Annotated in this window: 21 protein-coding genes; 12 read left to right on the top strand and 9 right to left on the bottom strand. The window is 58.5% G+C overall.

Annotation, left to right across the window (positions count from 1 at the left end):
* Positions 1 to 37: 37 nt before the first annotated feature.
* The 6 genes from FIV35_RS14645 to FIV35_RS14620 all read right to left on the bottom strand — a co-directional run bounded on the left by FIV35_RS14645 (position 38) and on the right by FIV35_RS14620 (position 9,681).
* A complete protein-coding gene (locus FIV35_RS14645; RefSeq protein ID WP_034136955.1) occupies positions 38 to 1,636 on the bottom strand; it encodes an ABC transporter substrate-binding protein in 1,599 nt (532 codons plus the stop codon).
* Between the two features lie 80 nt (positions 1,637 to 1,716).
* The gene (locus FIV35_RS14640) at positions 1,717 to 3,114 is read right to left on the bottom strand and encodes an OprD family outer membrane porin (protein ID WP_034136956.1); all 1,398 of its coding nucleotides are present in this window, start codon (positions 3,112 to 3,114) and stop codon (positions 1,717 to 1,719) included.
* 170 nt (positions 3,115 to 3,284) lie between these two features.
* Positions 3,285 to 4,829 (bottom strand): ABC transporter substrate-binding protein, encoded by a 1,545-nt coding sequence (locus FIV35_RS14635; protein WP_376782725.1) that lies wholly within the window; start codon positions 4,827 to 4,829, stop codon positions 3,285 to 3,287.
* A gap of 364 nt (positions 4,830 to 5,193) precedes the next feature.
* Positions 5,194 to 6,822 (bottom strand): ABC transporter substrate-binding protein, encoded by a 1,629-nt coding sequence (locus FIV35_RS14630; protein WP_034136958.1) that lies wholly within the window; start codon positions 6,820 to 6,822, stop codon positions 5,194 to 5,196.
* A gap of 258 nt (positions 6,823 to 7,080) precedes the next feature.
* Complete coding sequence (locus FIV35_RS14625) at positions 7,081 to 8,682, bottom strand: ABC transporter substrate-binding protein (RefSeq protein ID WP_034136959.1); 1,602 nt, start codon at positions 8,680 to 8,682, stop codon at positions 7,081 to 7,083.
* A 285-nt stretch (positions 8,683 to 8,967) separates the two neighbouring features.
* Entirely contained in the window at positions 8,968 to 9,681 is a 714-nt protein-coding gene (locus FIV35_RS14620) for an SIMPL domain-containing protein (RefSeq protein ID WP_034136960.1), read from the bottom strand.
* A gap of 204 nt (positions 9,682 to 9,885) precedes the next feature.
* On the opposite strand from FIV35_RS14620, the gene FIV35_RS14615 reads away from it, so the two are divergent.
* The 3 genes from FIV35_RS14615 (at position 9,886) to FIV35_RS14605 (ending at position 13,526) form a co-directional block, all read left to right on the top strand.
* Positions 9,886 to 11,148, top strand: a complete 1,263-nt coding sequence (locus tag FIV35_RS14615) for an ATP-binding protein (RefSeq protein ID WP_034095868.1) — start codon at positions 9,886 to 9,888, stop codon at positions 11,146 to 11,148.
* The gene (locus FIV35_RS14610; protein ID WP_003171731.1) at positions 11,141 to 11,701 is read left to right on the top strand and encodes a response regulator transcription factor; all 561 of its coding nucleotides are present in this window, start codon (positions 11,141 to 11,143) and stop codon (positions 11,699 to 11,701) included. Before FIV35_RS14615 ends, FIV35_RS14610 begins: the two co-directional genes overlap by 8 nt.
* 100 nt (positions 11,702 to 11,801) lie before the next feature.
* Entirely contained in the window at positions 11,802 to 13,526 is a 1,725-nt protein-coding gene (locus FIV35_RS14605) for an ABC transporter ATP-binding protein/permease (RefSeq protein ID WP_034136961.1), read from the top strand.
* A gap of 83 nt (positions 13,527 to 13,609) precedes the next feature.
* On the opposite strand, the gene FIV35_RS14600 is transcribed toward FIV35_RS14605, so the two are convergent.
* Positions 13,610 to 14,047 (bottom strand): Z-ring associated ZapG family protein, encoded by a 438-nt coding sequence (locus tag FIV35_RS14600; protein ID WP_034095870.1) that lies wholly within the window; start codon positions 14,045 to 14,047, stop codon positions 13,610 to 13,612.
* A gap of 147 nt (positions 14,048 to 14,194) precedes the next feature.
* Here FIV35_RS14600 and FIV35_RS14595 point away from each other — a divergent pair, with 147 nt between their 5' ends.
* The 3 genes from FIV35_RS14595 to zapE all read left to right on the top strand — a co-directional run bounded on the left by FIV35_RS14595 (position 14,195) and on the right by zapE (position 17,378).
* A complete protein-coding gene (locus tag FIV35_RS14595; protein ID WP_034136962.1) occupies positions 14,195 to 14,824 on the top strand; it encodes an alpha/beta hydrolase in 630 nt (209 codons plus the stop codon).
* A 24-nt stretch (positions 14,825 to 14,848) separates the two neighbouring features.
* Positions 14,849 to 16,204, top strand: a complete 1,356-nt coding sequence (locus FIV35_RS14590; protein ID WP_034136963.1) for a tryptophan--tRNA ligase — start codon at positions 14,849 to 14,851, stop codon at positions 16,202 to 16,204.
* 79 nt (positions 16,205 to 16,283) lie between these two features.
* Positions 16,284 to 17,378, top strand: a complete 1,095-nt coding sequence (gene zapE / locus FIV35_RS14585; RefSeq protein WP_034095873.1) for a cell division protein ZapE — start codon at positions 16,284 to 16,286, stop codon at positions 17,376 to 17,378.
* Between the two features lie 34 nt (positions 17,379 to 17,412).
* Here the strand turns inward: zapE and FIV35_RS14580 are convergent, their stop codons facing one another.
* On the bottom strand, positions 17,413 to 18,333 hold the full coding sequence (locus FIV35_RS14580; RefSeq protein WP_169868007.1) for a GlxA family transcriptional regulator: 921 nt from the start codon (positions 18,331 to 18,333) through the stop codon (positions 17,413 to 17,415).
* A gap of 220 nt (positions 18,334 to 18,553) precedes the next feature.
* Here FIV35_RS14580 and FIV35_RS14575 point away from each other — a divergent pair, with 220 nt between their 5' ends.
* On the top strand, positions 18,554 to 19,690 hold the full coding sequence (locus FIV35_RS14575) for an acyl-CoA dehydrogenase family protein (protein ID WP_034136964.1): 1,137 nt from the start codon (positions 18,554 to 18,556) through the stop codon (positions 19,688 to 19,690).
* Positions 19,691 to 19,794: 104 nt separating this feature from the next.
* Here the strand turns inward: FIV35_RS14575 and FIV35_RS14570 are convergent, their stop codons facing one another.
* A complete protein-coding gene (locus tag FIV35_RS14570; RefSeq protein WP_034136965.1) occupies positions 19,795 to 20,835 on the bottom strand; it encodes an NADP(H)-dependent aldo-keto reductase in 1,041 nt (346 codons plus the stop codon).
* A gap of 247 nt (positions 20,836 to 21,082) precedes the next feature.
* On the opposite strand from FIV35_RS14570, the gene rplM reads away from it, so the two are divergent.
* From rplM to FIV35_RS14545, 5 genes are all read left to right on the top strand, one after another.
* The gene (rplM, locus tag FIV35_RS14565) at positions 21,083 to 21,511 is read left to right on the top strand and encodes a 50S ribosomal protein L13 (protein ID WP_003188508.1); all 429 of its coding nucleotides are present in this window, start codon (positions 21,083 to 21,085) and stop codon (positions 21,509 to 21,511) included.
* Positions 21,512 to 21,525: 14 nt separating this feature from the next.
* Positions 21,526 to 21,918, top strand: a complete 393-nt coding sequence (gene rpsI / locus FIV35_RS14560; protein ID WP_016971570.1) for a 30S ribosomal protein S9 — start codon at positions 21,526 to 21,528, stop codon at positions 21,916 to 21,918.
* A gap of 266 nt (positions 21,919 to 22,184) precedes the next feature.
* The gene (petA, locus tag FIV35_RS14555) at positions 22,185 to 22,778 is read left to right on the top strand and encodes a ubiquinol-cytochrome c reductase iron-sulfur subunit (protein ID WP_034136966.1); all 594 of its coding nucleotides are present in this window, start codon (positions 22,185 to 22,187) and stop codon (positions 22,776 to 22,778) included.
* Positions 22,778 to 23,989: a cytochrome b gene (locus tag FIV35_RS14550; RefSeq protein WP_034136967.1), complete on the top strand. Its 1,212-nt coding sequence runs from the start codon at positions 22,778 to 22,780 to the stop codon at positions 23,987 to 23,989. The genes petA and FIV35_RS14550 overlap by 1 nt, the downstream gene beginning before the upstream one ends.
* On the top strand, positions 23,989 to 24,771 hold the full coding sequence (locus tag FIV35_RS14545; RefSeq protein ID WP_034095879.1) for a cytochrome c1: 783 nt from the start codon (positions 23,989 to 23,991) through the stop codon (positions 24,769 to 24,771). Before FIV35_RS14550 ends, FIV35_RS14545 begins: the two co-directional genes overlap by 1 nt.
* The last annotated feature ends 52 nt before the right edge of the window (positions 24,772 to 24,823 follow it).

Below are 24,823 nucleotides of genomic sequence, written 5' to 3'. Positions count from 1 at the left end.
CACCGCCCATGTCGACGGTGCCGAGCGTTTTTCTTATTTACTTCACCTGGGTGGTGGCGAAGTTATTAGTCGTCAGAGGGCTTTGGGTAAAGCCTTCGACGTTCTTGCGCATGGCGGTAAACATTTTCGGGTAGGCCATGGGAATCCACGGTTGGTCTTTCTCGAAAACATCCAGGGCTTGTTCATAGAGTGCGGCGCGCTCAGCGGGTTCAGCGTCAGCGCGGGCCTTGTCGATCAAAGCCTGAAACTCTTTGTTACACCAGCGGGCGTAGTTTTCGCCGTTTTTCGCAGCATCGCAACTCAGGTTCGGCGTGAGGAAGTTATCCGGGTCGCCGTTATCGCCGGCCCAGCCCGCGGACACCATGTCATGCTCGCCGGCCTTGGCGCGCTTGAGCATCTCGCCCCATTCCATGACTTTGATGTTCACTTTCAGGCCGATCTGCGCCAGGTCCGCCTGCATGCGCTGGGCGCCGAGCATCGGGTTGGGGTTGGTCGGGCCGCCGCCGTTACGGGTAAACAGGGTGAACTCGGTGCCTTCCGGTACGCCAGCTTCCTTGAGCAGGGCGCGGGCCTTGTCCAGGTCGCGCTCAGGGTTCTTCAACTTATTGTTGAAGCCCAGCAGGGTTGGTGGATACGGGCCGGTGGCGTCGATGGCGTTGCCTTTGCCATAGAGGGATTCGTTGTAGCCTTTCTTGTCGAACGCGATATTGATCGCGTGGCGCACCCGCGCGTCGCTCATGTACTTGTGGGTGGTGTTCAGGGCGGTGTACGCGGTGGTCATCGCCGCCAATTCCGCCACTTTCAGGTTTGGGTCGGCCTTCACGCTCGGCACGTCGTCGGGCTTGGGATACAGCGCGATCTGACATTCGTTGGCCTTGAGCTTTTGCAGGCGCACGTTGTTGTCGGTGGTGATCGCCAGGATCAGCGGATCGGCCGGCGGCTTGCCACGGAAGTACTCCGGGTTGGCCTTGAAGCGCACTTGGGCGTCCTTGGCGTAGCGAGTGAAGATGAACGGGCCGGTGCCGATCGGCTTGCTGTTCAGCTCATCGGTCTTGCCGGACTTGAGCAACTGGTCGGCGTATTCGGCGGAGTGAATCGAGGAGAACGCCATGGCCAGGTCGGCCAGGAATGGTGCTTCAGGACGGGTCAGGGTAAAGACGACGGTGTGATCGTCGGTTTTCTCTACGCTCTTGAGCAGTTCTTTGAAGCCCATGCTCTCGAAGTACGGGTAGCCCACGGTGGACTTGTTATGCCACGGGTGATTCGGGTCCAGCTGGCGTTTGAAGCTCCAGAGCACGTCGTCGGCATTCAGGTTGCGCGTGGGTTTGAAGTAATCGGTGGTGTGGAACTTGATGTCTTCACGCAGGTGAAAGGTGTAGGTCAGGCCATCGGCGCTGATTTCCGGCAGGTCCTTGGCCAGCGCGGGAACCACTTCGGTAGTACCGGGCTTGAAATCCACCAGGCGGTTGAACACGGTTTCGGCCGCGGCGTCCGCGGTGACGGCGGTGGTGTACAGGACCGGGTCAAAACCCTCCGGGCTGGCTTCGGTGCAGACCACCAGGGGTTTGGCCGATACGCCGATAGCTGCGCTCAATAGCGCGGCGGCAACGGCAGCTTGTAGCGGGAGCATTTTCATTCAGAGCCCTCTGCAATCGATGGGACCAGACAAGCGTAGACGGCAGGCTCTTCCTGAGCCTGCCGTCTGCCTGGTGCTAATTAAAGAATGTTGAATGGGATGGTGGTGACCAGACGGAACTCTTTGATGCTGCCGTCCGCCTGGAACTCGCTGCCACGGTGCTCCACATAAGTCGCGCGTACGGTAGTGGCTTTGAGGGGGCCGCTTTGCAGGGCGTAAGAGGCGCCTACACCGTATTCCTGATGCTTCTCGCCGTCTTGGGACTGGATGCCGTCGTAGGCGAACTTGGCCCGGCCGTTGTTGCCGGTGTAGTGAGTACCGTCGATACCCCAGCCGCGAGCCGAGTAGGCGTTGAATTTCAAGCCTGGTACACCGTACTCCGCCATGTTGATGGCGTAGGCGACCTGGAAAGACTTCTCGTTCGGGCCGTTGAAGTCCGAGGTCAGGGAGTTGGCCAGGTAGATGCCGTTGGTTTCGTGCAGGTAGTCGAAGTACTCGTTACCGTTCACTTGCTGGTAAGCGAAGGTCAGGCTGTGTGCCTGGTGAGTCAGTCCCAGGGACAGGGAGAAGGTATCGTTGTCGATTTCCCCCATCTCTTTTTTGCCTTCGTCGACAGTCTTGTAGTAGTTGAAGCCGGTAGTCAGCCCCAGTTGCGAAGTGTCGCCCAATTCGTGGGTTGCACCGAAGTAGTACTGGTTCCAGAAGTCCTTCACGTTGGCGGCGAAGAAGCTGGTTTTCAGGCTTTTCAGCGGCTGGTAGTTCACGCCCAGGGTCGATACTTTGTCGGTTTCCTGGGTGCCGTTGCCGTATTCGCTACGGAATTTCGACAGGCTTTGTTCGGTACGTGGCGAAACGCGATCGAAGATACCGCCCTGGAACGACAGGTTGCTGAACTCTTCGCTATTGAAGCTCACACCTTCGAAGCTTGAAGGCAGTGCACGGTTGCCGATGGTGTCGACGATGCCGCTGCTGAAGTTCTGGCGACCTGCGGTCAGAGTGGTGTTGGACACGCGGAATTGCACGTTGGCCAGGCCCAGTTTGCTCCACTGATCTACGGCGTTGCCGTCGGAGTCGGCCAGGGTGCGGTTGGAGCCGCCTTTGATGTCACGCTTGCTGCGGTCCAAGACCAGCGCGTTGTAAACCGCTACTTCTGTCTTGACACCTACAGTGCCCTGGGTGAACCCCGAGCTTGCGTTAAGGATAGTGCCCTGCACCCAGTTGGTACGGTTGCGGTCGGTGCGAGTTTCGCCGTGTTTCTCGTAGGAGAAGGTGCCGCCACGGTATTTGCTTTCATGGGAGTACCAGTTACGCGTGGTGCCGCCCAGGCTGAAATCTTCGATAAAGCCTTTGGCTTCGCTTTGCGCGCTGGTGCCGGCCAATGTCGTCGGAACGAAGTCCTGGCTGGCCGGTTCTGCGTAGGCGGTGGCCGTGATGCTGCTGATGGCCATAGCCAGAAGCACTTTGCTGCTCAGTTTCATGGGTGGAGCTCCTTTGGTTCTCTTTTTTTATGCCGGTCTTTTTAGGTGAACCGGCTATTGGTGTGTAACTCGTTCAAGCTGTTGCAAACGTTTGCCGTAGGAAAAATCCCAATAAAAGGCTGCACGTTTGCAGCAGGGCAGCCTTTGCCCTGCGCAATCCGGTTATTTTCTTATGGGGTAATACTGACGCCCGAGAACACGTTGCGGCCGAAGGGGCTGACTTTGAACCCTTCGACTTTGACGCTTAACGGCTGGTTGACCGTCGAGTGGGCGACGGGCGTGATCGGCACCTGCTGCTTGAGCAGTTGCTGCGCCTGTTTGTATAGAACAGTCCTTTGTTCACGGTCGGTTACGACCTTGGCTTGCTTGATCAGCTTGTCGTACGCCGGGTCACACCACATCGAGTAGTTGTTCCCACCGATGGCGTCGCAGCTGTAGAGGGTGCCCAGCCAGTTGTCCGGGTCACCGTTGTCGCCGGTCCAGCCGATCAGGCTGACATCGTGCTCACCGTTCTTGGTGCGCTTGATGTATTCGCCCCACTCGTAGCTGACGATCTTGACCTTGAGGCCGATCTTGGCCCAGTCGCTTTGCAGCATCTCGGCCATCAGCTTGGCGTTGGGGTTGTACGGCCGTTGCACCGGCATCGCCCACAGGGTGATCTCGGTGCCTTCCTTCACGCCGGCGGCCTTGAGCAGTTCCTTGGCTTTTTCCGGGTTGTAGGCGGCATCTTTGATGGTTTCGTCGTAGGACCATTGGGTCGGCGGCATGGCGTTGACCGCCAGTTGCCCGGCGCCCTGGTACACGGCATTGAGGATGCTTTGCTTGTTCACCGCCATGTCCAGCGCCTGGCGCACTTCAAGCTGGTCGAAGGGCTTGTGACGCACGTTGTAGGCGATGTAACCGAGGTTGAAACCCGGTTTGGTCAGCAGTTGTAGGTTCGGGTCGGCCTTGAGCGCATCGACGTCCGCCGGACGCGGGTGCAGGGTCACCTGGCATTCGCCTGCCTTGAGTTTTTGCACGCGCACCGAGGCATCGGTGTTGATGGCGAAAATCAACTGGTCGAGCTTCACGCGGCTCGGGTCCCAGTATTGTTTGTTGGCCACGTAACGGATCTGCGAGTCTTTCTGGTAACGCTGGAATACGAACGGCCCGGTGCCGATCGGCTTCTGGTTGATGTCGCTGGGCTTGCCTTCCTTGAGCAATTGCTCGGCGTATTCGGCTGACAGAATCGCGGCGAAGCTCATGGCGATGTTTTGCACGAACGCGGCGTCCACCGTGTTCAGGGTCATCACCACGGTATACGGGTCGGTTTTCTCGACCTTGGCGATGTTCTTGTTCAGGCTCATCCCGTTGAAGTACGGAAACTCGGTGGGGTAGGCCTTGCGGAACGGATGATCCGGGTCAAGCATGCGGTTGAAGGTGAACAGCACGTCGTCGGCATTGAAGTCCCGCGTCGGCTTGAATTCCTTGTTGCTGTGGAATTTCACCCCTTCACGCAGATGGAAGGTGTAGGTCAGGCCATCTTCTGAAATATCCCACTTGGTCGCCAACCCAGGTATTACGTTGGTCGCGCCTTTCTCGAACTCGACCAAGCGGTTGTACAGCGGCTCGGCCGCGTCGTTGTCGGTGGCGGTGGTGTACTGCGCTGTATCGAACCCTGCGGGGCTGCCTTCGGAGCAGAACACCAGGCTCTTCTTGTCGGCGGCTTGGCCCATCGTGGCCACAGCCAGCAGGCTGGTGCCAAAAATTGCGGATAGAACGGTGGTATGGCGCATGACGATCCCGATCCTTGTTTGTAGTTGTCATCAGCGAGCAACCGCCCAGCCTTTCGGACTGGGAGACATCACTGATCCCACGCACAGCAAGTGCCTTTCCCATATGGCTACCGCTGCTGTCCTACGACGTTATGGGTCGCGGAGTTCGCAGTAAATGCGCCAAATCGGATTGACCTTGTAGGCAACGGAGTCGCGGACCGCAGTTCGTTGCTGTAGGACGCAACGGATGCGGGCGTGGTCTGTTTCCTACTGGTCTGGCGGATGCAATAACGGCGACGTTATGAAACGTCGCCGTCACTGGTCCTTACTTGCCGCTTACGCTCACGCCATAGAAGGAGTTCAAGCCAAACGGGCTGATCTTGAAGTCCTGTACGGTGTTACGCATGGGTTGATACACCGTCGAGTGCGCGATAGGTGTCATCGGGACTGCATCTTTGAGGATATGTTGCGCCTGCTTGTACAGCTCGGTGCGTTTAGCGACGTCGGAAGTGGCCTTGGCCTCTTTCACGATACCGTCGAATTTCTTGTCACACCACTTGGAGAAGTTGTTACCGGCCAGCGAATCGCAGCCGAACAGCACGTTCAGCCAGTTGTCCGGGTCACCATTGTCGCCGCTCCAGCCAATGATCATGGCCTGGTTCTCGCCGCCTTTGGAGCGCTTGATGTACTCGCCCCACTCGTAGCTGGTGATCTTGACCTTCAGGCCGATCTTCGACCAATCGTTCTGCAGCATTTCTGCCATCAGCTTGGCGTTCGGGTTGTAAGGACGCTGAACCGGCATGGCCCACAGCACGATCTCGGTCCCTTCCTTGACGCCGGCTTCCTTGAGCAGCGCCTTGGCTTTCTCAGGGTCGTACTTGGCGTCCTTGATGGTGGTGTCATAGGACCACTGGGTCGGCGGCATGGCGTTGACGGCCAGTTGGCCCGCGCCTTGGTAGACGGAGTCGATGATCTGCTGCTTGTTCACCGACATGTCCAGTGCCTGGCGTACGCGCAGGTCAGCCAGCGGGTTGGGCTGGTCGCTGCCTTTGATTTTGTCCATGACGTTGTAGGCCACGTAGCCCAGGTTGAAACCGGCCTGGTGCGGCAGTTTCAGGTCTTTGTCTTCGCCCAGCGCCTTCAGGTCGGCCGGACGTGGGAACAAGGTGATCTGGCATTCGTTTTTCTTGAGCTTCTGGATACGCACCGACGGGTCAGTGGTGATGGCGAAGATCAGGTTGTCGATCTTCACGTCTTCAGGCTTCCAGTAATCCTTGTTGCCGGTGTAACGGATGTTGGAGTCTTTCTGGTAGCTCTTGAACACGAACGGGCCAGTGCCGATCGGCTTCTGGTTGATGTCCGCAGGCTTGCCTTCTTTCAGCAGCTGGGCCGCGTATTCCGCCGACTGGATCGACGCGAAGCTCATGGCCAGGTTCTGGATAAATGCCGCGTCCACGGTGCCAAGGGTGAACTTGACGGTGTGGTCATCGATTTTTTCGATGTTCTTGATGTTGGTGTCCATCCCCATGTCCGTGAAATACGGGAACTCGGTGGGGTAGGCCTTACGGAATGGATCGTCTTTGTTGATCATCCGATTGAAGGTGAACAGTACGTCGTCAGCCGAGAATTCACGAGTGGGCTTGAAGTATGGGGTGGTGTGGAACTTGACGCCTTCGCGCAGATGGAAGGTGTAGGTCAGGCCATCCGGGGATACGTCCCAGCTGGTGGCCAGGCCAGGTACCACGGCGGTGCCGCCGCGTTCGAACTGGCTCAGACGGTTGAACATGGTTTCGGCCGAAGCATCGAAGTCTGTTCCGGTGGTGTACTGGCCTGGATCGAAACCGGCCGGGCTCCCTTCGGAGCAGAACACCAGGTTAGTCGCCGCATGGGCGAATGGGGCCGCGGCCATAAGGCCCGCGCTCACTAATAACGGAAGGACTGCGTGTTTAAGCATGTTGGCCTCATGATTTGTTGTCATTTTTGGTGGTGAGGGCGACCTCGTGAGTCGGCCTGCGGATACTTATGCAGGCGCCATACCCAATGCAAGACGTTGAACTGTTGCAAGGCGCAAAGAGTGGTACGAGCGTACAGGAATGTCGCAATTATGAAAGTTTTGACATATTTGCGCCTGTTTTGAGGGTTTTTTCGGTGCGCAGGCTGCACCAAGAAAGGCCAACCGAGGCGTCTAGCGCACTCGGTTGGGGCGTCACTGTTACTTCTCCAGACTCACGCCATAAAAGGGCGTGAGCCCAAAGGGGCTGATTTTGAAGTCTTTGACTTCCTTGCGCAGAGGTTGGAAAACCGTCGAGTTCGCAATAGGCGTTATAGGTACTTGTTCCTTAAGAATTTTTTGTGCCTGTTGATACCACTTGATGCGCTGCTCGCGGTCGTTGCTCACTTTGGCCTGCTGCACCAGTTTGTCGTACGCCGGGTTACACCATTTGGCGTAGTTGCTGCCCTTGACCGCGGCACAACTGTAGAGCACGCCGAGCCAGTTGTCCGGGTCGCCGTTATCGCCGGTCCAGCCGTAAATCATGGCGTCGTGCTCGCCATTTTTGGCCCGTTTGATGTACTCGCCCCATTCGTAGCTGACGATATTGGCGTTGATGCCCACCTTGGCCCAATCCTGTTGAATCATCTGGGCCGACATGCGCGCGTTCGGGTTGGATGCGCGTTGTACGGTCATCGCCCACAGGTTGAGGGTGGTGCCGGGTGCAACCCCTGCTTCTTTTAGTAGCGCCTTGGCTTTGACCGGGTCGTAGGGCGCGTCCTTCACCGATGGGTCATAAGACCACTGGGCCGGTGGCAGCGCGTTCTGCGCCAATTGTCCGGCACCTTGATACACCGCTTTGATAATCGCCTGCTTGTCGATGGCCATGTCCAGAGCCTGGCGCACTTTCAACTGATCCAACGGCGGATGCGTCACGTTGTAGGCCAAGAAGCCCAGGTTGAAACCGGCTTGTTGCAGCACGCGCAGATTCGGGTCCTGTTTCATCACCTCAATGTCGGCAGGGCGCGGATAGCCGCTGACCTGGCATTCGCCGGCCTTGAGTTTTTGCAGGCGCGAAGCGGCGTCGGGGGTAATCGCGAAGACCAGGTTGTCGAGCTTCACATCCTCGGGTTTCCAATACTGTTTATTGGCCACGTAGCGGATCTGCGAGTCCTTCTGATAACGCTTGAACACGAACGGCCCGGTGCCCACCGGCTTCTGGTTGATATCTTCGGCCTTGCCGTCTTTCAACAACTGGCCCGCGTACTCGGCCGATTGCACGGAGGCAAAGCTCATGGCCAGGTTCTGCACGAACGCGGCATCGACGTTGTTCAGGCTGAAACGTACGGTGTGCTCGTCGAGTTTGTCGACGCTCTTGATCGTGGTGTTCAGGCCCATGTCGGTCAAGTACGGCGACTCGGAAGGATAAGCCTTGCGGAACGGGGTTTCGGCGTCCAACAGGCGGTTGAAGGTGAATAGCACGTCATCCGCGTTGAAATCACGAGTGGGTTTGAAGAAGTCAGTGGTGTGGAACTTGACGCCTTCTCGCAGGTGGAAGGTGTAGGTCAGGCCGTCGTTGGATACCTCCCAGCGGGTCGCCAACCCAGGCTCGACCTCAGTGCCGCCACGCTTGAACTGGGTCAGGCGATTGAACACGGTTTCGGCGGACGCATCAAAGTCGGTGCCACTGGTGTATTGGCTAGGGTCGAACCCGGCAGGGCTGGCTTCGGAGCAATAGACCAGAGTGCTGGCTGCGTGCGCTGCGGGCATACAGGCCAGGAGACTGGCGGCGAGGAGCAGCGGTTTGAAGGCAATTCTTTCCATGGAGACCCCTGAAGTGGCTGGCATACAAAAGCTGGCCATACGAAAACGGCTGTCTGCGAGGTTACCGTCGTTCTGGGGGTGTGAGGTAGTGACAACGCGAGCTCTGATTGAGCCTGATCGGCGTGCCGACATTGGAAGGGGCGTTTTAACGACGATTTAGCGACTCCAGCAGGGCGCGAAAAAACGGCTGCGGAGTCTTTATGGCGTGGTCATGCGGGCAGCTTTTGGTAAAGCAAGAAACGCTGCCCGGAGGCAGCGTTGTTATTAGAGGTCGGGCTCGGGTAATCAGGGGATCTGAACTTCAATCACCCCATCCGCCGACATAGTGACCTTACTGGTGCCGGGTTCCACTTCGGGGGCCGGTGCCGCATCCATCATGGCGGCCTTCATCATCATTGCGCCGCGCTCGTAAGGTTGCGGGTAGCCATTGGTATTGAAGTTTAAGTTGACGATTTTGTAACCCTTGCCGCCCAACGCATCGGTGGCCAATTGGGCACGGGCCTTGAAGGCTGCTACGGCGTCTTTGAGCAAGGCGTCTTCACTGGCCTTGCGGGTGCTATCGGCGATGGTGAAGTCCATGTTTGCCATTTTCAGGGTGTTGAGCAGCTCGCCCGTGAGCTTGGACAGCGCCGGGAAATCCGCACTTTCCAGGCGCAGCTCAGCACGCTCGCGCCAGCCGGTGATTTTCTGGTTCTTGTTGTCGTAGATCGGGTAGCTGTTACGGCTGCCTTGACGCAAGGTGACGGCCTTGACTTCGCGGGCCTGGCCCAACGCTGTGTTCAAGGTAGTGGTGATGTCGGCCGCGAGTTTGGCGGGGTCGGCGTTTTGAGCTTCGGTGTAAAGGGTCACGATCATCTTGTCGCGGGCTACTTCCTGGCTGACCTCCGCACGCAGGGAGATCTGGTTGTAGTGCAGTTCATCGGCCGCCATCGCCGAAAGGCTGGCCAGGGTGCTGGCGCTAAGGGTTAGAACGGCTGCGCTGCGAATGAAACGAGACATAAAAGCTCCTTGGGTTGATCCTGTGGATATGACTGTAGACGTTGATGTCGGGTTCTTCGGGTTTACACATTCACTACGGGTTGTCGTGTGGGCGACGAACGGTCATGCAGCGTACCTGCGTCAAAGAGCCACACACGCCGTGCCAGCCGGTCTGCTTCGTTTATACTCCTGCCGATCCGCCTGCAGCACTCATCGGGAGAGCTCATGCTCGCCGCCGTAAAACTGACTTCCGCCACTCGCCAGAACCTCTGGCGCCTGACGTTCATTCGCATCCTGGTACTGGCCGCGCAGGCCGGCTCGGTTGGGCTTGCCTATTGGTTCGATCTGCTGCCGCTGCCGTGGCTGCAACTGGGCGTGACCCTGGGTTTTTCCACCGTGCTCTGTGTGTTTACCGCCATCCGGCTGCGCACCACCTGGCCGGTGACCGAGCTGGAGTACGCCCTGCAACTGGCCTGTGATCTGTTTATCCACAGTGTGTTGCTTTACTTCTCCGGCGGTTCCACCAACCCCTTCGTTTCGTATTACCTGGTGCCTCTGACCATCGCCGCCGTGACCTTGCCGTGGCGCTACTCGGTGGTGCTGTCCGGGATCGCGCTGACCCTCTATACCCTGTTGCTGGCTCAGTTCTATCCGTTGCAGACGTTCCCTATCGCTCGGGAAAACCTGCAGATCTACGGGATGTGGTTGAGCTTTGCCCTGTCGGCCGCCGTGATCACTTTCTTTGCCGCGCGCATGGCCGAAGAACTGCGCCGGCAGGAAGAACTGCGGGCCATTCGCCGTGAAGAAGGCTTGCGCGACCAGCAATTGCTGGCCGTGGCCACTCAAGCGGCCGGCGCGGCTCACGAATTAGGTACGCCGCTGGCGACCATGAGCGTGCTGCTTAACGAGATGACCCAGGACCATCACGACCCGGCGCTGCAAGAGGATCTCGGCGTGCTGCGCGAACAGGTCAAGCAGTGCAAGCAAACCTTGCAGCAACTGGTACGCGCCGCCGAAGCCAACCGCCGCCTGGCGGTGGAGATGCAGGACGTGACCCAGTGGCTCGACGAAGCCCTGAACCGCTGGCACCTGATGCGCCCCGAGGCCAGTTACCGATTCCATCTACTGGGGCAGGGCCCGGTGCCGCGCATGGCGCCGCCGCCGGACTTGACCCAGGCGCTGCTCAACCTGTTGAACAATGCCGCTGATGCCTGCCCCGAAGGACTCGAAGTGCAGTTGGACTGGGACACGGAAAACCTCACCATCAGCATTCGCGACCACGGTGCGGGCGTGCCGTTGGCCATTGCCGAGCAGATCGGCAAACCGTTTTTTACCACCAAGGGCAAGGGCTTCGGCCTCGGTCTGTTTTTGAGCAAGGCCAGCGTGACCCGCGCCGGCGGCTCAGTGAAGCTCTATAGTCATGAGGACGGCGGCACGCTCACCGAGCTGCGCCTGCCCCGTGTCGCACGAGGAGATATCGATGAGTGATGAGATCCAAGTCGAAGGCGAAGAACTGCCGCACCTGTTGCTGGTAGATGACGACGCCACATTTACCCGCGTGATGGCGCGCGCCATGAGCCGTCGCGGTTTTCGCGTAAGCACCGCCGGTTCCGCCGAAGAGGGCCTGACCATCGCCCAGGCCGACCTGCCGGACTACGCCGCGCTCGACCTGAAAATGGACGGCGACTCCGGCCTGGTGCTGCTGCCCAAATTGCTGGAATTGGACCCGGAAATGCGCGTGGTCATTCTCACCGGTTACTCCAGCATCGCCACGGCGGTCGAGGCTATCAAGCGCGGTGCCTGCAATTATCTGTGCAAGCCGGCGGACGCCGACGACGTGCTCGCCGCGCTACTGTCCGAACATGCCGACCTCGACACCCTGGTGCCGGAAAACCCGATGTCGGTGGACCGCTTGCAGTGGGAGCATATCCAGCGCGTACTCACCGAGCACGAAGGCAATATCTCCGCCACCGCCCGTGCTCTGGGCATGCATCGCCGGACGTTGCAGCGCAAGCTGCAGAAGCGCCCGGTACGGCGCTGAACCCCGACTGAACGAATCGCTTCAGCTTGTAGGACGTCCTGAACCGATCGCCTATGATCGGCTCAAACGCCTGTGATGTTTTCCCTACCGAGCCTGAACGATGAATCAGAACGCTGAGTACTCCGCAGTCAATGACGCGGTGCGGGGGCAATTCTTTCGACGAACCTGGGCGATTATCACGCCCTATTGGCGCAGTGAAGAGAAGGGCAAGGCTTGGTTGTTGTTGGTGGCGGTGATCGGCCTTTCGCTGTTCAGCGTCGCGATCTCGGTGTGGATCAACCATTGGTACAAGGACTTCTACAACGCCCTCGAAAAGAAGGACACGGCCGCCTTTTGGCAATTGATCGGTTATTTCGGTGCAATTGCCGCCGTGGCGATCCTGGGCGCGGTGTATCGCTTGTACCTGACCCAGATGCTGACCATCCGCTGGCGCGCCTGGCTCACCGAAAAGCACTTTGCGCGCTGGCTCGCCCACAAAAACTACTACCAGCTGGAGCAGGGCGGTTACACCGATAACCCAGACCAGCGGATTTCCGAAGACCTCAACAGTTTCACCACCGGCACCTTGAGCCTGGGGCTCGGGCTGTTGCGCAACATCGTCAGCCTGGTGTCATTCTCGATCATCCTGTGGGGTGTTTCGGGCAGTATCGAAGTGTTCGGCATCACTATCCCTGGTTATATGTTCTGGTGCGCATTGTTGTATGCCGCCGTCGGCAGTTGGCTCACCCACCTGATCGGACGACGCTTGATCGGCTTGAGCAATCAGCAACAGCGCTTCGAGGCGGACCTGCGTTTTTCCATGGTGCGTGTGCGCGAGAATGCCGAGAGCATCGCCCTGTACAACGGCGAACCGAACGAAAACCAGCGTTTGAGCGAACGCTTCAGCAAGGTTTGGCATAACTTCTGGGACATTATGAAGGTGTCCAAGCGCTTGACGTTTTTCACCGCCGGCTACAGCCAGATCGCAATCATCTTTCCATTCATCGTTGCCGCGCCGCGTTACTTCACCGGCAAGATCGAGCTGGGCGAGCTGATGCAAATCAATTCGGCGTTCGGCAACGTGCAGGATAACTTCAGCTGGTTTATCAGCGCGTACACCGAGCTGGCCAGCTGGCGCGCCACCAGCGATCGTCTGTTGAGCTTCCAGCAGGCCATGAGTGAAAACGAGCAGCGCCCGGCAGCCATCGACGTCAGCTCGGAGGGAGAGCGCCTTGTGGTGCAAGGGTTGGGCATGAACCTGGCGGACGGCCGCCATCTGCTGACCGATGCGAACATGGTGGTCGAACCGGGCCAGCGTGTGATGCTCAGTGGCCGCTCTGGCAGCGGTAAAAGTACCTTGCTGCGCGCGATGGGGCATTTGTGGCCGGCCGGCCACGGCAGCATTCGCCTGCCGGCCAAGCGTTACTTGTTCCTGCCGCAAAAGCCTTACCTGCCAATCGGCACGTTGAAGGCTGCGTTGAGTTACCCACAGGACGACGGCGTCTATTCGGCGCAACGTTATGCACAGGTCTTGCAAACCTGCCGCCTGCCGCATCTGGTGGACCGTCTGGATGAGCCCAACCACTGGCAGCGCATGCTTTCACCGGGCGAGCAGCAGCGCCTGGCCTTCGCCCGCGCGTTGCTGTATGCCCCGCAATGGCTATACATGGACGAAGCCACATCGGCGATGGACGAAGAGGATGAGGCCACGCTGTATCAAGCATTGATCGATGAACTGCCGGGGTTGAGCATCGTCAGCGTCGGCCATCGCAGCAGCCTCAAGCGCTTCCATGGCCGGCATGTGCGGATCGAAGGCGGTTGGCTTCAAGAGCAACCCGTGGCCTGAAGCCCACTATTCCGAGAAACGAGGCCCAACAAAAAGCCCGGTTGATCATCGATCAACCGGGCTTTTTTGCTGCTTGAAAAGACTTACTTCTTCAAGCCGTAATGCTCATCCAGCATGCCGGGGGCATCCGCCGTTTTTGGCGCGTAATCCCGTGGCGGTTCCTGATTTTCCCGGGGCGGGGTCAGGCGTTCCCGTGGTGTTTGCGGTGCATCGGAGTGCAGCGCGGCCAGCAGGCGCTGGCGGGTAATGTCGTCGAGAGCCAGGCGGTTAGCGCCATCGGCGAGATGATCCTGTACTTCCTGGTAGCTCTGAGTGAGCTTCTTGACCAGGGTCGCAGTGCTATTGAAGTGGGTAACAACCTCGTTCTGATAACTGTCAAAACGTTCCTGGATGTCATCGAGCTGACGCTGCGTGCGGTTAGGCGCGGCATTCGGCAGCAGGCGAGCAACCAGGAATCCAATGGCGACACCGGCAACCAGGGCAAGAGTCGGCAACAACCAAACTAAGAGCGAGTGTTCCACGAGTCCTTCCTCTATAAACGGCTTTGCTTTACGTTAACGGCTCGGACCTGCGCTGTATACCGCGATTAAGCTCGCAATGATGTCATGCACAGATTTTTAGCTAGACGAGTCGACCCATTGAGAGGTCACGGAGTTCATTCCTTGCTCATGCGTGAAACCCCCGTTTTGATCGATGGCCCGGTAGGCCAGTTGGAAGCCTTGTACCTGGATCAGCCCGAACCACTTGGCCTGGCGCTGATCTGCCACCCTAACCCGGTGCAGGGCGGGACCATGCTCAATAAAGTCGTGTCGACCCTGCAACGCACCGCCCGCGATGCCGGTTTGATCACGCTGCGCTTCAATTACCGTGGCGTCGGCGCCAGTGCCGGCACTCACGACATGAGCAGCGGCGAAGTGGACGACGCCGAAGCGGCCGTCACCTGGCTGCGGGAAAAACACCCGGACCTGCCGATCACCTTGCTCGGTTTTTCCTTTGGTGGCTATGTGGCGGCGAGCCTCGGCGGGCGCCTGGAGGCCAAAGGCGAAAAACTCGCGCACCTGTTCATGGTCGCCGCTGCCGTGATGCGTTTGAGCGACAGCGATGTGCTGCCCCAGAACTGCCCATTGACCCTGATCCAGCCGGAAACCGACGAAGTAGTCGAGCCGCAGTTGGTTTACGACTGGTCCGCCGCGTTGAAACGCCCCCATGAGCTGCTGAAAGTGGCAGAATGCGGGCACTTTTTTCACGGCAAGCTCACCGATCTCAAGGATCTGGTGCTGCCGCGTCTCTCGAATTGATAGCAGTCTGATAAGCGATTACCCATGACGACTCGTACCCGTATCCTCACCGGCATCACCACCACCGGCACGCCGCACCTGGGCAACTACGCCGGTGCGATTCGCCCGGCCATCCTCGCCAGCCAGGATGCCAATGCCGATTCCTTCTACTTTCTGGCCGACTACCACGCCCTGATCAAATGCGATGACCCGCAGCGCATACAGCGCTCGCGCATGGAAATCGCCGCGACTTGGCTGGCCGGTGGTCTGGATGTGAACCGGGTGACGTTCTATCGCCAGTCCGACATCCCGGAAATTCCCGAGCTGACCTGGCTGCTGACCTGCGTCGCCGCCAAGGGCCTGCTCAACCGCGCTCACGCTTACAAAGCGTCGGTGGATAAGAACGTGGAAGCCGGCGAAGACCCGGATGCGGGCATCAGCATGGGGCTGTATAGCTACCCGGTGCTGATGGCGGCGGACATTCTGATGTTCAACGCGCACAAGGTGCCGGTGGGCCGCGACCAGATCCAGCACGTGGAAATGGCCCGCGACATCGGCCAGCGTTTCAACCACCTGTTCGGCAACGGTAAAGAATTCTTCACCATGCCCGAGGCGTTGATCGAAGAAAGCGTCGCCACCTTGCCGGGCCTGGACGGCCGCAAGATGTCCAAGAGCTACGACAACACCATCCCGTTGTTCACCAGCGCCAAGGACATGAAAGACGCGATCTCGCGCATCGTGACCGACTCGCGTGCGCCGGGCGAAGCTAAGGACCCGGACAACTCGCACCTGTTCACGCTGTACCAGGCGTTTGCGACTAAAGCGCAAGAAGAAGAGTTCCGTGGCGAGCTGCTGCAAGGCCTGGGCTGGGGCGAGGCGAAGAATCGTCTGTTCCAACTGCTCGACAGCCAGTTGGGTGAGGCCCGCGAGCGTTATCACCAATTGATGTCACGCCCTTCGGACATGGAAGACCTGCTGCTGGTCGGCGCCAAAAAGGCTCGCGCCGTGGCCGCACCGTTCCTCGCCGAGTTGCGTGAAGCGGTAGGCTTGCGTTCGTTCGTCAATCAGGCGGCCGCGCCGGTCAGTGCCAAGAAGAAAGCCGCCAAGACGGCGCGCTTCGTTAGCTTTCGCGAAGACGACGGAAGTTTCCGTTTCCGCCTGCTGGCCGCCGATGGCGAGCAATTGCTGCTGTCACGCAACTTTGCCGATGGCAAGGCGGCGGGCGCGGTGACTAAACAACTGCAAAGCGGTCAAGCGTTGGACGTACGCACCGAAGGTCTGCGTTTCAGCGTATGGCTGGACGGCGCCGCGGTGGCCGACAGCGCTGAGTTTGCCGACCCTGCGTCGCTTGACGCGGCCATCGAAGCCCTACGCGTCGCATTGACCCCCCTCGAGGATTAACCCGACCAAGGGTTGATTGCCATTATCCAGGGCCGTCGTTACAGTGACGGCCCGTTTTTGTTGCCTTGCTAACGAAATTATGACGCCCCTAGAACGATATCAAGCTGATCTGAAACGCCCTGAATTCTTCCATGATGCGGCCCAGGAAACGGCGGTGCGTCATTTGCAGCGTCTGTACGACGACCTGCTCGCGGCCTCGCAAAGCAAGCCGGGGATGCTCAGCAAGCTGTTTGGCAAGAAAGACCACACGCCGGTCAAAGGCCTGTACTTCTGGGGCGGCGTGGGCCGTGGCAAGACTTACCTGGTCGACACCTTCTTTGAAGCGCTGCCGTTCAAGGAAAAAGTCCGCACCCACTTCCACCGCTTCATGAAGCGTGTGCACGAAGAAATGAAGACCCTGCCGGGCGAGAAAAACCCGCTGACCATCATCGCCAAACGTTTTGCCCAGGAAGCCCGGGTGATCTGCTTCGATGAATTCTTCGTTTCCGACATCACCGACGCCATGATCCTCGGCACGTTGATGGAAGAGCTGTTCAAGAACGGCGTGACCCTGGTCGCCACCTCGAATATCGTGCCCGACGGCCTGTACAAAGACGGCCTGCAACGTGCGCGCTTCCTGCCGGCGATTGCGCTGATCAAGCAACACACTGAAATCGTCAACGTCGACAGCGGCGTCGACTACCGCCTGCGTCATCTCGAACAAGCGGAGCTGTATCACTTCCCGTTGAACGAAGCCGCCCACGAAAGCTTGCGTAAGAGCTTCCGTGCGCTCACGCCGGAATGCACCCAGGCGGTGGAAAACGACAAGCTGGTGATCGAGAACCGCGAAATCATCGCCCTACGCACCTGCGACGACGTGGCCTGGTTCGAGTTCCGCCAGCTATGCGACGGCCCACGCAGCCAGAACGACTACATCGAATTGGGCAAGATCTTCCACGCGGTGATCCTCAGCGGCGTGGAACAGATGAGCGTCACCACCGACGATATCGCGCGGCGCTTTATCAACATGGTTGACGAGTTCTATGACCGCAACGTCAAGCTGATCATCTCGGCGGAAGTCGAACTCAAAGACCTCTACACCGGCGGTCGTTTGAACTTCGAATTCCAGCGAACCTTGAGCCGCTTGCTGGAAATGCAGTCCCACGAGTTCCTCTCGCGCGGCCACAAACCCTAAGTGTGGGAGGGGGCTTGCCCCCTCTCACATTGGTTTAAGCGGCCTGCTGGAACTGCTGGCGATACTGGTTCGGCGACAACTCCGTGTGCTGCCTGAACAGCCGCGCAAAGAAACTCGCATCGTCGTAACCCACCTCATAACTGATGGTCTTGATGCTCTTGCGGCTGCCTGAGAGCAGGCCCTTTGCCGTCTCGATGCGCAACCGTTGCAGGTAATGCAGCGGCTTGTCACCGGTGGCGGTCTGGAAGCGCCGCATGAAGTTGCGGATGCTCATGCCATGTTCCCGGGCCACGTCTTCGAAGCGGAATTTGTCGGCGAAGTGTTCTTCGAGCCAGTGCTGGATCTGCAGGATGATCACGTCCTGGTGCAACTTCTGCCCGCCAAAGCCAATACGTCCAGGCGAATAGCTGCGCTGCACCTCATAGAGAATGTCCCGGGCCACGGCCTGGGCGATGTTGGCGCCGCAGAAGCGTTCGATCAGATAGATATAGAGGTCGCACGCTGAGGTGGTGCCGCCGGCGCAGTAGAGGTTGTCGGCGTCGGTGAGGTGCTTGTCCTGATTGAGTTGCACCTTGGGGAAGCGTTCGCTGAAGGCGTTGAAGAAACGCCAGTACGTAGTGGCTTCCTTGCCATCGAGCAGGCCGGCTTCAGCCAGCCAGAACACCCCGGTGGCTTCGCCGCACAGCACGGCGCCGCGTGCGTGTTGCGCGCGCAACCAGGGCAGCACTTGGGGGTAGCGGCCGCACAGGGCGTCGAAATCATCCCAGAAGGCCGGCAACACGATGATGTCGGCGTCTTCCAGCCCGCCGTCCACCGGCATGATCACATCGCTGAAGCTGCGCACCGACTGCCCGTCGGGGCTGACCAGGCGCGTTTCGAACGCGGGTGTCAGGCCCAGGCCTTGCTGCTTGCCATAGCGCAGGCTGGCGAGGTGGAAGAAATCCTTGGCTTGCATGAGGGTTGAAGCGAATACCCGATCAATGGCCAAAATGCTGACGCGCCGTAATGGCGTGGAGATTTGGTTAGACATAATTTCAATTATTCTTATAGGGGAAAGTGGTCACCAGACGGCTGGATCGTCTTATTTTTTGTCGCATGTGTCCAGTGTCCCGTGACGCTTTGGCGGCATAGGCTCTGTGAGCTCGTCCTTGTCCGACAATCCAAACAGGTGCGCCATGATCCCGAGAACCTTGTTCAGCCCCGACCACGAACTCTTTCGTGAGAGCGTGCGCACTTTTCTGGAAAAAGAAGCCGTGCCGTTCCATGCGCAGTGGGAAAAGCAGGGCTATATCGATCGCGACCTGTGGCGCAAGGCGGGGGAGGCCGGCATGTTGTGCTCCCACTTGCCGGACACTTATGGCGGCTTGGACGCTGACTTTCTCTACAGCGCCGTGGTGATCGAGGAGATCGGCCGGCTGGGGCTGACCGGCATTGGTTTCTCCCTGCATTCGGACATTGTTGCGCCTTACATCCTGCACTACGGCAGTGAGGCGCTGAAGCATAAATACCTGCCGAAATTGATCTCTGGGGAGATGGTCACCGCCATCGCGATGACCGAGCCCGGCGCAGGCTCCGACCTGCAAGGGGTCAAGACTACCGCCGTGCTGGATGGCGATGAGTATGTGATCAACGGCTCCAAGACCTTTATCACCAACGGCTATCTCGCCGACCTGGTGATCGTGGTGGCCAAGACCGATCCCAAGGCCGGCGCCAAGGGCACCAGCCTGTTTCTGGTGGAAGCCGATACGCCGGGCTTTGCCAAGGGCAAGCGTCTGGAGAAGGTTGGCATGAAGGCGCAGGACACCTCCGAGCTGTTCTTCCAGGATGTGCGAGTGCCCAAGGAGAACATCTTGGGCCAGGCGGGGATGGGCTTTGCCTATCTGATGCAGGAGTTACCGCAGGAGCGTTTGACGGTGGCGATCGGTGCGCTGTCGTCCGCCGAGGCGGCACTGGCGTGGACCCTGGAATACACCCGCGAGCGCAAGGCGTTCGGCAAGGCGATCGCCGATTTCCAGAACACCCGTTTCAAGCTGGCGGAGATGGCCACTGAGATTCAGGTCGGTAGGGTGTTTGTCGATCAGTGCATGGCGCTGCACCTTGAAGGGGAACTCGACGTGCCCACCGCCGTAATGGCCAAGTACTGGGCCACCGACCTGCAATGCAAAGTGCTCGACGAGTGCGTGCAACTGCACGGTGGCTACGGCTTTATGTGGGAATACCCGATTGCCCGCGCCTGGGCGGATGCGCGGGTGCAGCGGATCTATGCGGGGACCAATGAGATCATGAAGGAGATCATTGCGCGGTCGCTTTGATTTTTGCTGGTCATGAATGCGTCATCGGGGGCAAGCCCCCTCCCACATTGGAATGCATTTGAATGTGGGAGGGGGCTTGCCCCCGATAACGGTCTACAGACCAATCAGGGCGCCGGATTCGGATGATCCTTCTGAATCGCCTCAATCCCTTCAAGTACTTCCTTCGATAGCTTCAGATCAGCACTGGCAATGTTGCTGTCCAGTTGCGCCAGCGACGTTGCGCCAATAATGTTGCTGGTCACGAACGGCTGTTGCGTCACGAAGGCCAAGGCCATCTGCGCCGGGTCCAGGCCGTGTTCGCGCGCCAGTGCCACATAGCGGCTGCACGCCGCCTCCGACTGCGGGTTGAAGTAGCGGCTGAAGCGGCTGTATTCGGTCAGGCGCGCCTTGGCTGGACGCGCACCGTTTTCGTATTTGCCGCTGAGCATGCCGAACGCCAGGGGCGAGTAGGCCAGTAGCCCGCACTGTTCGCGAATCGCGACTTCCGCCAGGCCCACTTCAAAGCTGCGGTTGAGCAGGTTGTACGGGTTCTGGATCGATACCGCGCGCGTCCAGCCGCGGGCTTCGGCCAAGGCCAGGAATTTCATGGTGCCCCACGGGGTTTCGTTGGACAGACCGATGTGGCGGATCTTGCCGGCCTTGACCTGTTCGTCCAGCGCTTCGAGGGTTTCCTCCAGCGGCGTGAGGTCGTCTTCGTCCTTGTGTTTGTAACTCAGTTGGCCGAAGAAGTTGGTACTGCGCTCCGGCCAGTGCAATTGATACAGGTCGATCCAGTCGGTCTGCAGGCGCTTGAGGCTGGCATCCAGCGCTTGGACGATGTGCTTGCGGTTGTGGCGCAGATGGCCGTCGCGAATGTAGTCGATGGTATTGCCGGGGCCGGCGATCTTGCTGGCCAGAATCCAATCGGCACGGTCGCCGCGGCTTTTGAAGTAATTGCCGATGTAGCGTTCGGTGGTGGCGTAGGTATCGGCCTTGGGCGGCACCGGGTACATTTCAGCGGTGTCGAGAAAGTTGATCCCCGCGGCCTTGGCTCGTTCGATCTGCGCGAAGGCCTCTGCCTCGCTGTTCTGCTCGCCCCAGGTCATGGTGCCCAAGGCTATCGCGCTCACGTTCAGATCCGTACGGCCCAGCTGTCGATAATCCATCGGGTACTCCTTCGGGAAAACAATCATAAAAGCAGGTTGAATTTTTTTTCGCAATCTGCATAATTGCCCACCTCTTTCTGCAGTGGAAGTGATGCGCCGCCTGCCGAAGAATCTTGCCGTTGAACGGACGCGCCGACCCGAGCCCCCGATAGCGTCTGTATCCGGCTGCCTTTGACTTGTCAAAGTACGCACTATTCAGTAAGATCCGCCGTCTAATTTACAGGGCGGCCCCTGAGGCTATTAAAGAATGACAACTTTTACTGCAAAACCGGAAACAGTTCAGCGCGACTGGTTTGTCGTCGACGCCGCTGGTCAGACCCTGGGTCGTCTGGCCACTGAAGTCGCCAGCCGTCTGCGTGGCAAGCACAAGCCTGAGTACACCCCTCACGTCGATACCGGTGACTACATCGTGATCATCAACGCTGAGCAGGTTCGTGTAACCGGCAACAAAGCAAGCGACAAAATGTACTACCGTCACTCCGGTTTCCCAGGCGGTATCAAGTCTTCCAACTTCGAAGGCCTGATTGCCAAGAAGCCTGAAGCCCCGATCGAAATCGCGGTCAAAGGCATGCTGCCGAAGGGCCCACTGGGTCGCGATATGTTTCGCAAGCTGAAAGTCTATGCGGGCGCTGTCCACCCTCATGCTGCTCAGCAGCCCCAAGAACTGAAGTTTTAACGGAATAGTTCATTATGTCGGCGACTCAAAATTACGGCACTGGCCGTCGCAAAACCGCAACCGCACGCGTTTTCCTGCGTCCGGGCACTGGTAACATCTCGATCAACAACCGCTCCCTGGACAACTTCTTCGGCCGCGAAACTGCCCGCATGGTAGTTCGTCAGCCGCTGGAACTGACCGAGACCGTTGAAAAGTTCGACATCTACGTCACCGTTATCGGTGGCGGTGTAAGTGGTCAAGCTGGCGCAATCCGCCACGGTATCACTCGCGCACTGATGAGCTACGACGAAACCCTGCGTAGCGCTCTGCGCAAAGCTGGCTTCGTGACTCGCGATGCTCGTGAAGTTGAACGTAAGAAAGTCGGTCTGCGTAAAGCGCGTAAGCGTCCGCAGTACTCGAAGCGTTAATTCGCTTTACGTTCCAGAAGAACGCCCAGCCTCCTCACGGAGCTGGGCGTTTTTTATTGCCTGCAATTTATGCATAAAAATTGGCGTGACAACTTGCCACATCCGTAGACCCCCTATACTACAAGGCCTGGAGCCGGAGCTCCGGGTAATTCCCTTGTCAGAGGTGGGGCTTTTCATTACCATTCGGCAAAATTTTTATAAGTTCAGATTTAATACTTAGTAGACGCCTGATTTAACAGGCCAAAAAGCTGATGGGAGAGGACTGAATGAGCAATGACGGCGTGAATGCAGGCCGGCGTCGCTTCTTGGTAGCAGCCACATCCGTGGTGGGTGCTGCAGGAGCGGTGGGGGCTGCGGTCCCGTTCGTGGGGTCATGGTTTCCCAGTGCCAAGGCGAAAGCCGCAGGTGCACCGGTGAAGGTGAATGTCAGCAAAATCGAGCCAGGCCAGCAGATGATTGCTGAATGGCGCGGTCAGCCAGTGTTCATCGTTCGTCGTACCGAGGAAATCCTGGGAAATCTTAAAAAGATCGAGGGGCAGTTGTCTGACCCGAAGTCCGAGAAATCCGACCAACCCGCCTACGCCAAGAACGAAGTGCGTTCGATCAAACCAGAGATTCTGTTGCTGGTCGGACTCTGTACCCATTTGGGTTGCTCGCCAACCTTCCGCCCGGAAGTGGCCCCTGCCGATCTGGGCCAGGATTGGGTCGGCGGTTATTTCTGCCCATGCCACGGTTCTCACTACGATCTCGCTGGCCGCGTCTACAAGTCCCAACCTGCTCCGCTGAACCTGCCCGTGCCACCGCATACCTACGAAACTGACGACCTTATTGTCATTGGCCTCGATAAGGAGAACGCGTGATGAGCAAGTTCATGGATTGGGTGGATGCGCGCTTCCCCGCCACCAAAATGTGGGAAGACCATCTCAGCAAGTACTACGCTCCAAAAAACTTCAACTTCTTCTATTTCTTCGGCTCCCTGGCGCTGCTGGTGCTGGTCAACCAGATTGTTACCGGCGTGTGGCTGACCATGAGCTACAACCCTTCGGCGGAAGAGGCATTCGCCTCCGTCGAATACATCATGCGTGACGTCGAGTACGGCTCGATCCTGCGGTTGTTGCACTCCACTGGCGCTTCGGCGTTCTTTATCGTGGTCTATCTGCATATGTTCCGTGGTTTGCTCTACGGTTCCTATCAGAAGCCGCGTGAACTGGTGTGGGTCTTCGGCATGCTGATCTACCTGGCGCTGATGGCCGAAGCCTTCATGGGTTACCTGCTGCCGTGGGGTCAGATGTCGTACTGGGGGGCCCAGGTGATCATCTCGCTGTTCGGCGCTATCCCCGTGATCGGCAATGACCTGACCCAGTGGATTCGGGGTGACTACCTGATCTCCGGCATCACCCTGAACCGCTTCTTCGCCCTGCATGTGGTGGCGTTGCCCATCGTGATCCTGGGACTGGTGGTGCTGCACATCCTGGCTCTGCACGAAGTGGGTTCGAACAACCCGGATGGCGTGGACATCAAGAAGCACAAGGACGAGAACGGTATCCCGCTGGATGGCATTCCCTTCCATCCGTACTACACCGTCAAAGACATTGTCGGCGTAGTGGTGTTCTTGTTCGTGTTCTGCTCGATCGTGTTCTTTTTCCCGGAGATGGGCGGCTATTTCCTGGAGAAGCCTAACTTCGAACAGGCCAATGCCTTCAAGACACCTGAGCACATCGCTCCCGTCTGGTACTTCACGCCGTTCTACGCGATCTTGCGGGCCATCCCAGACAAGCTTATGGGCGTGATCGCCATGGGCGCGGCCATCGCGGTGCTGTTCGTACTGCCCTGGCTCGACCGAAGCCCGGTCAAGTCCATGCGTTACAAGGGCTGGTTGAGCAAGATCTGGTTGTGGGTGTTCTGCATTGCTTTCGTGATCCTGGGCGTATTGGGCGTACTGGCGCCAACCCCGGGGCGGACGTTGCTGTCGCAGGTCTGCACCTTCCTGTACTTCGCCTACTTCATTCTGATGCCGTTCTATACCCGGCTAGAGAAGACCAAACCGGTTCCGGAAAGGGTGACTGGCTGATGAAAAAATTATTCGTTGCATTGATGCTTGCGGCACTGCCGCTGCTGTCCTTCGCTGCCGAACATGGCGGGCCGGAACTGGAAAAAGTCGATATTGACGTATCCGACAAAGCCGCCATGCAGGACGGTGCGCGTACGTTCGCCAACTACTGCATGGGTTGCCACAGCGCCAAGTTCCAACGCTATGAACGCGTTGCCGATGACCTGGGCATCCCTCATGAAATGATGCTGGAAAAGTTGGTCTTCACTGGCGCCAAGATCGGCGACCACATGAACATCGGCATGCAGCCGGCGGACGCCAAGGCCTGGTTCGGTGCTGCACCGCCTGATCTGACCCTGGTCGCTCGTGTGCGTGGCACCGATTGGCTGTACAGCTATCTGAAGTCGTTCTACGAAGATCCGACACGCCCCTGGGGTGTGAACAACAAAGTGTTCCCGAACGTCGGCATGCCTAACGTGCTGGTCGGCCTGCAGGGGCGCCAAGTGGTAGGATGCAAGCAGGTTCAGGTCGTTGAGAACGGTAAGAAGCAATATGATCCGTTGACCGGCACGCCTCTGACCCATGAGGCCTGCGATCAATTGACCATCGTGCCTAAGACCGGTGCACTGAATGAAGAGCAGTTCGACGAGAAGGTCAAGAACCTGGTGACCTTCCTGGCCTACTCGGCTAACCCGGTCAAACTGCAACACCAGCGTATCGGTACCTATGTATTGCTGTACCTGGCCTTCTTCTTCGTATTCGCCTATCTGCTCAAACGCGAATACTGGAAGGATGTGCATTGATCCAACCGTAAGCAATTGCTGTTAATCTTGCGCGCCCAGCGGCATCTCTGAA

Origin of the sequence: Pseudomonas rhodesiae, from assembly GCF_007858255.1 — a bacterium.
GTDB classification, from domain to species: Bacteria; Pseudomonadota; Gammaproteobacteria; order Pseudomonadales; family Pseudomonadaceae; genus Aquipseudomonas; species Aquipseudomonas rhodesiae.
This window is presented reverse-complemented; position numbering and strand designations above follow the sequence as displayed.

What these genes read in the sequence shown, in the direction of transcription:
- FIV35_RS14630 (WP_034136958.1), bottom strand. Translation starts at nt 6,822, where the DNA reads ATGCTTAAACACGCAGTCCTTCCGTTATTAGTGAGCGCGGGCCTTATG.
- FIV35_RS14570 (WP_034136965.1), bottom strand. Translation starts at nt 20,835, where the DNA reads ATGGATTATCGACAGCTGGGCCGTACGGATCTGAACGTGAGCGCGATA.
- FIV35_RS14575 (WP_034136964.1), top strand. Translation starts at nt 18,554, where the DNA reads ATGATCCCGAGAACCTTGTTCAGCCCCGACCACGAACTCTTTCGTGAG.
- FIV35_RS14590 (WP_034136963.1), top strand. Translation starts at nt 14,849, where the DNA reads ATGACGACTCGTACCCGTATCCTCACCGGCATCACCACCACCGGCACG.
- FIV35_RS14620 (WP_034136960.1), bottom strand. Translation starts at nt 9,681, where the DNA reads ATGTCTCGTTTCATTCGCAGCGCAGCCGTTCTAACCCTTAGCGCCAGC.
- FIV35_RS14615 (WP_034095868.1), top strand. Translation starts at nt 9,886, where the DNA reads ATGCTCGCCGCCGTAAAACTGACTTCCGCCACTCGCCAGAACCTCTGG.
- zapE (WP_034095873.1), top strand. Translation starts at nt 16,284, where the DNA reads ATGACGCCCCTAGAACGATATCAAGCTGATCTGAAACGCCCTGAATTC.
- FIV35_RS14595 (WP_034136962.1), top strand. Translation starts at nt 14,195, where the DNA reads ATGCGTGAAACCCCCGTTTTGATCGATGGCCCGGTAGGCCAGTTGGAA.
- FIV35_RS14605 (WP_034136961.1), top strand. Translation starts at nt 11,802, where the DNA reads ATGAATCAGAACGCTGAGTACTCCGCAGTCAATGACGCGGTGCGGGGG.
- FIV35_RS14625 (WP_034136959.1), bottom strand. Translation starts at nt 8,682, where the DNA reads ATGGAAAGAATTGCCTTCAAACCGCTGCTCCTCGCCGCCAGTCTCCTG.
- FIV35_RS14640 (WP_034136956.1), bottom strand. Translation starts at nt 3,114, where the DNA reads ATGAAACTGAGCAGCAAAGTGCTTCTGGCTATGGCCATCAGCAGCATC.
- FIV35_RS14645 (WP_034136955.1), bottom strand. Translation starts at nt 1,636, where the DNA reads ATGAAAATGCTCCCGCTACAAGCTGCCGTTGCCGCCGCGCTATTGAGC.
- FIV35_RS14610 (WP_003171731.1), top strand. Translation starts at nt 11,141, where the DNA reads ATGAGTGATGAGATCCAAGTCGAAGGCGAAGAACTGCCGCACCTGTTG.
- petA (WP_034136966.1), top strand. Translation starts at nt 22,185, where the DNA reads ATGAGCAATGACGGCGTGAATGCAGGCCGGCGTCGCTTCTTGGTAGCA.
- rpsI (WP_016971570.1), top strand. Translation starts at nt 21,526, where the DNA reads ATGTCGGCGACTCAAAATTACGGCACTGGCCGTCGCAAAACCGCAACC.
- FIV35_RS14635 (WP_376782725.1), bottom strand. Translation starts at nt 4,829, where the DNA reads ATGGGCCAAGCCGCCGACAAGAAGAGCCTGGTGTTCTGCTCCGAAGGC.
- FIV35_RS14580 (WP_169868007.1), bottom strand. Translation starts at nt 18,333, where the DNA reads ATGCAAGCCAAGGATTTCTTCCACCTCGCCAGCCTGCGCTATGGCAAG.
- FIV35_RS14550 (WP_034136967.1), top strand. Translation starts at nt 22,778, where the DNA reads ATGAGCAAGTTCATGGATTGGGTGGATGCGCGCTTCCCCGCCACCAAA.
- rplM (WP_003188508.1), top strand. Translation starts at nt 21,083, where the DNA reads ATGACAACTTTTACTGCAAAACCGGAAACAGTTCAGCGCGACTGGTTT.
- FIV35_RS14545 (WP_034095879.1), top strand. Translation starts at nt 23,989, where the DNA reads ATGAAAAAATTATTCGTTGCATTGATGCTTGCGGCACTGCCGCTGCTG.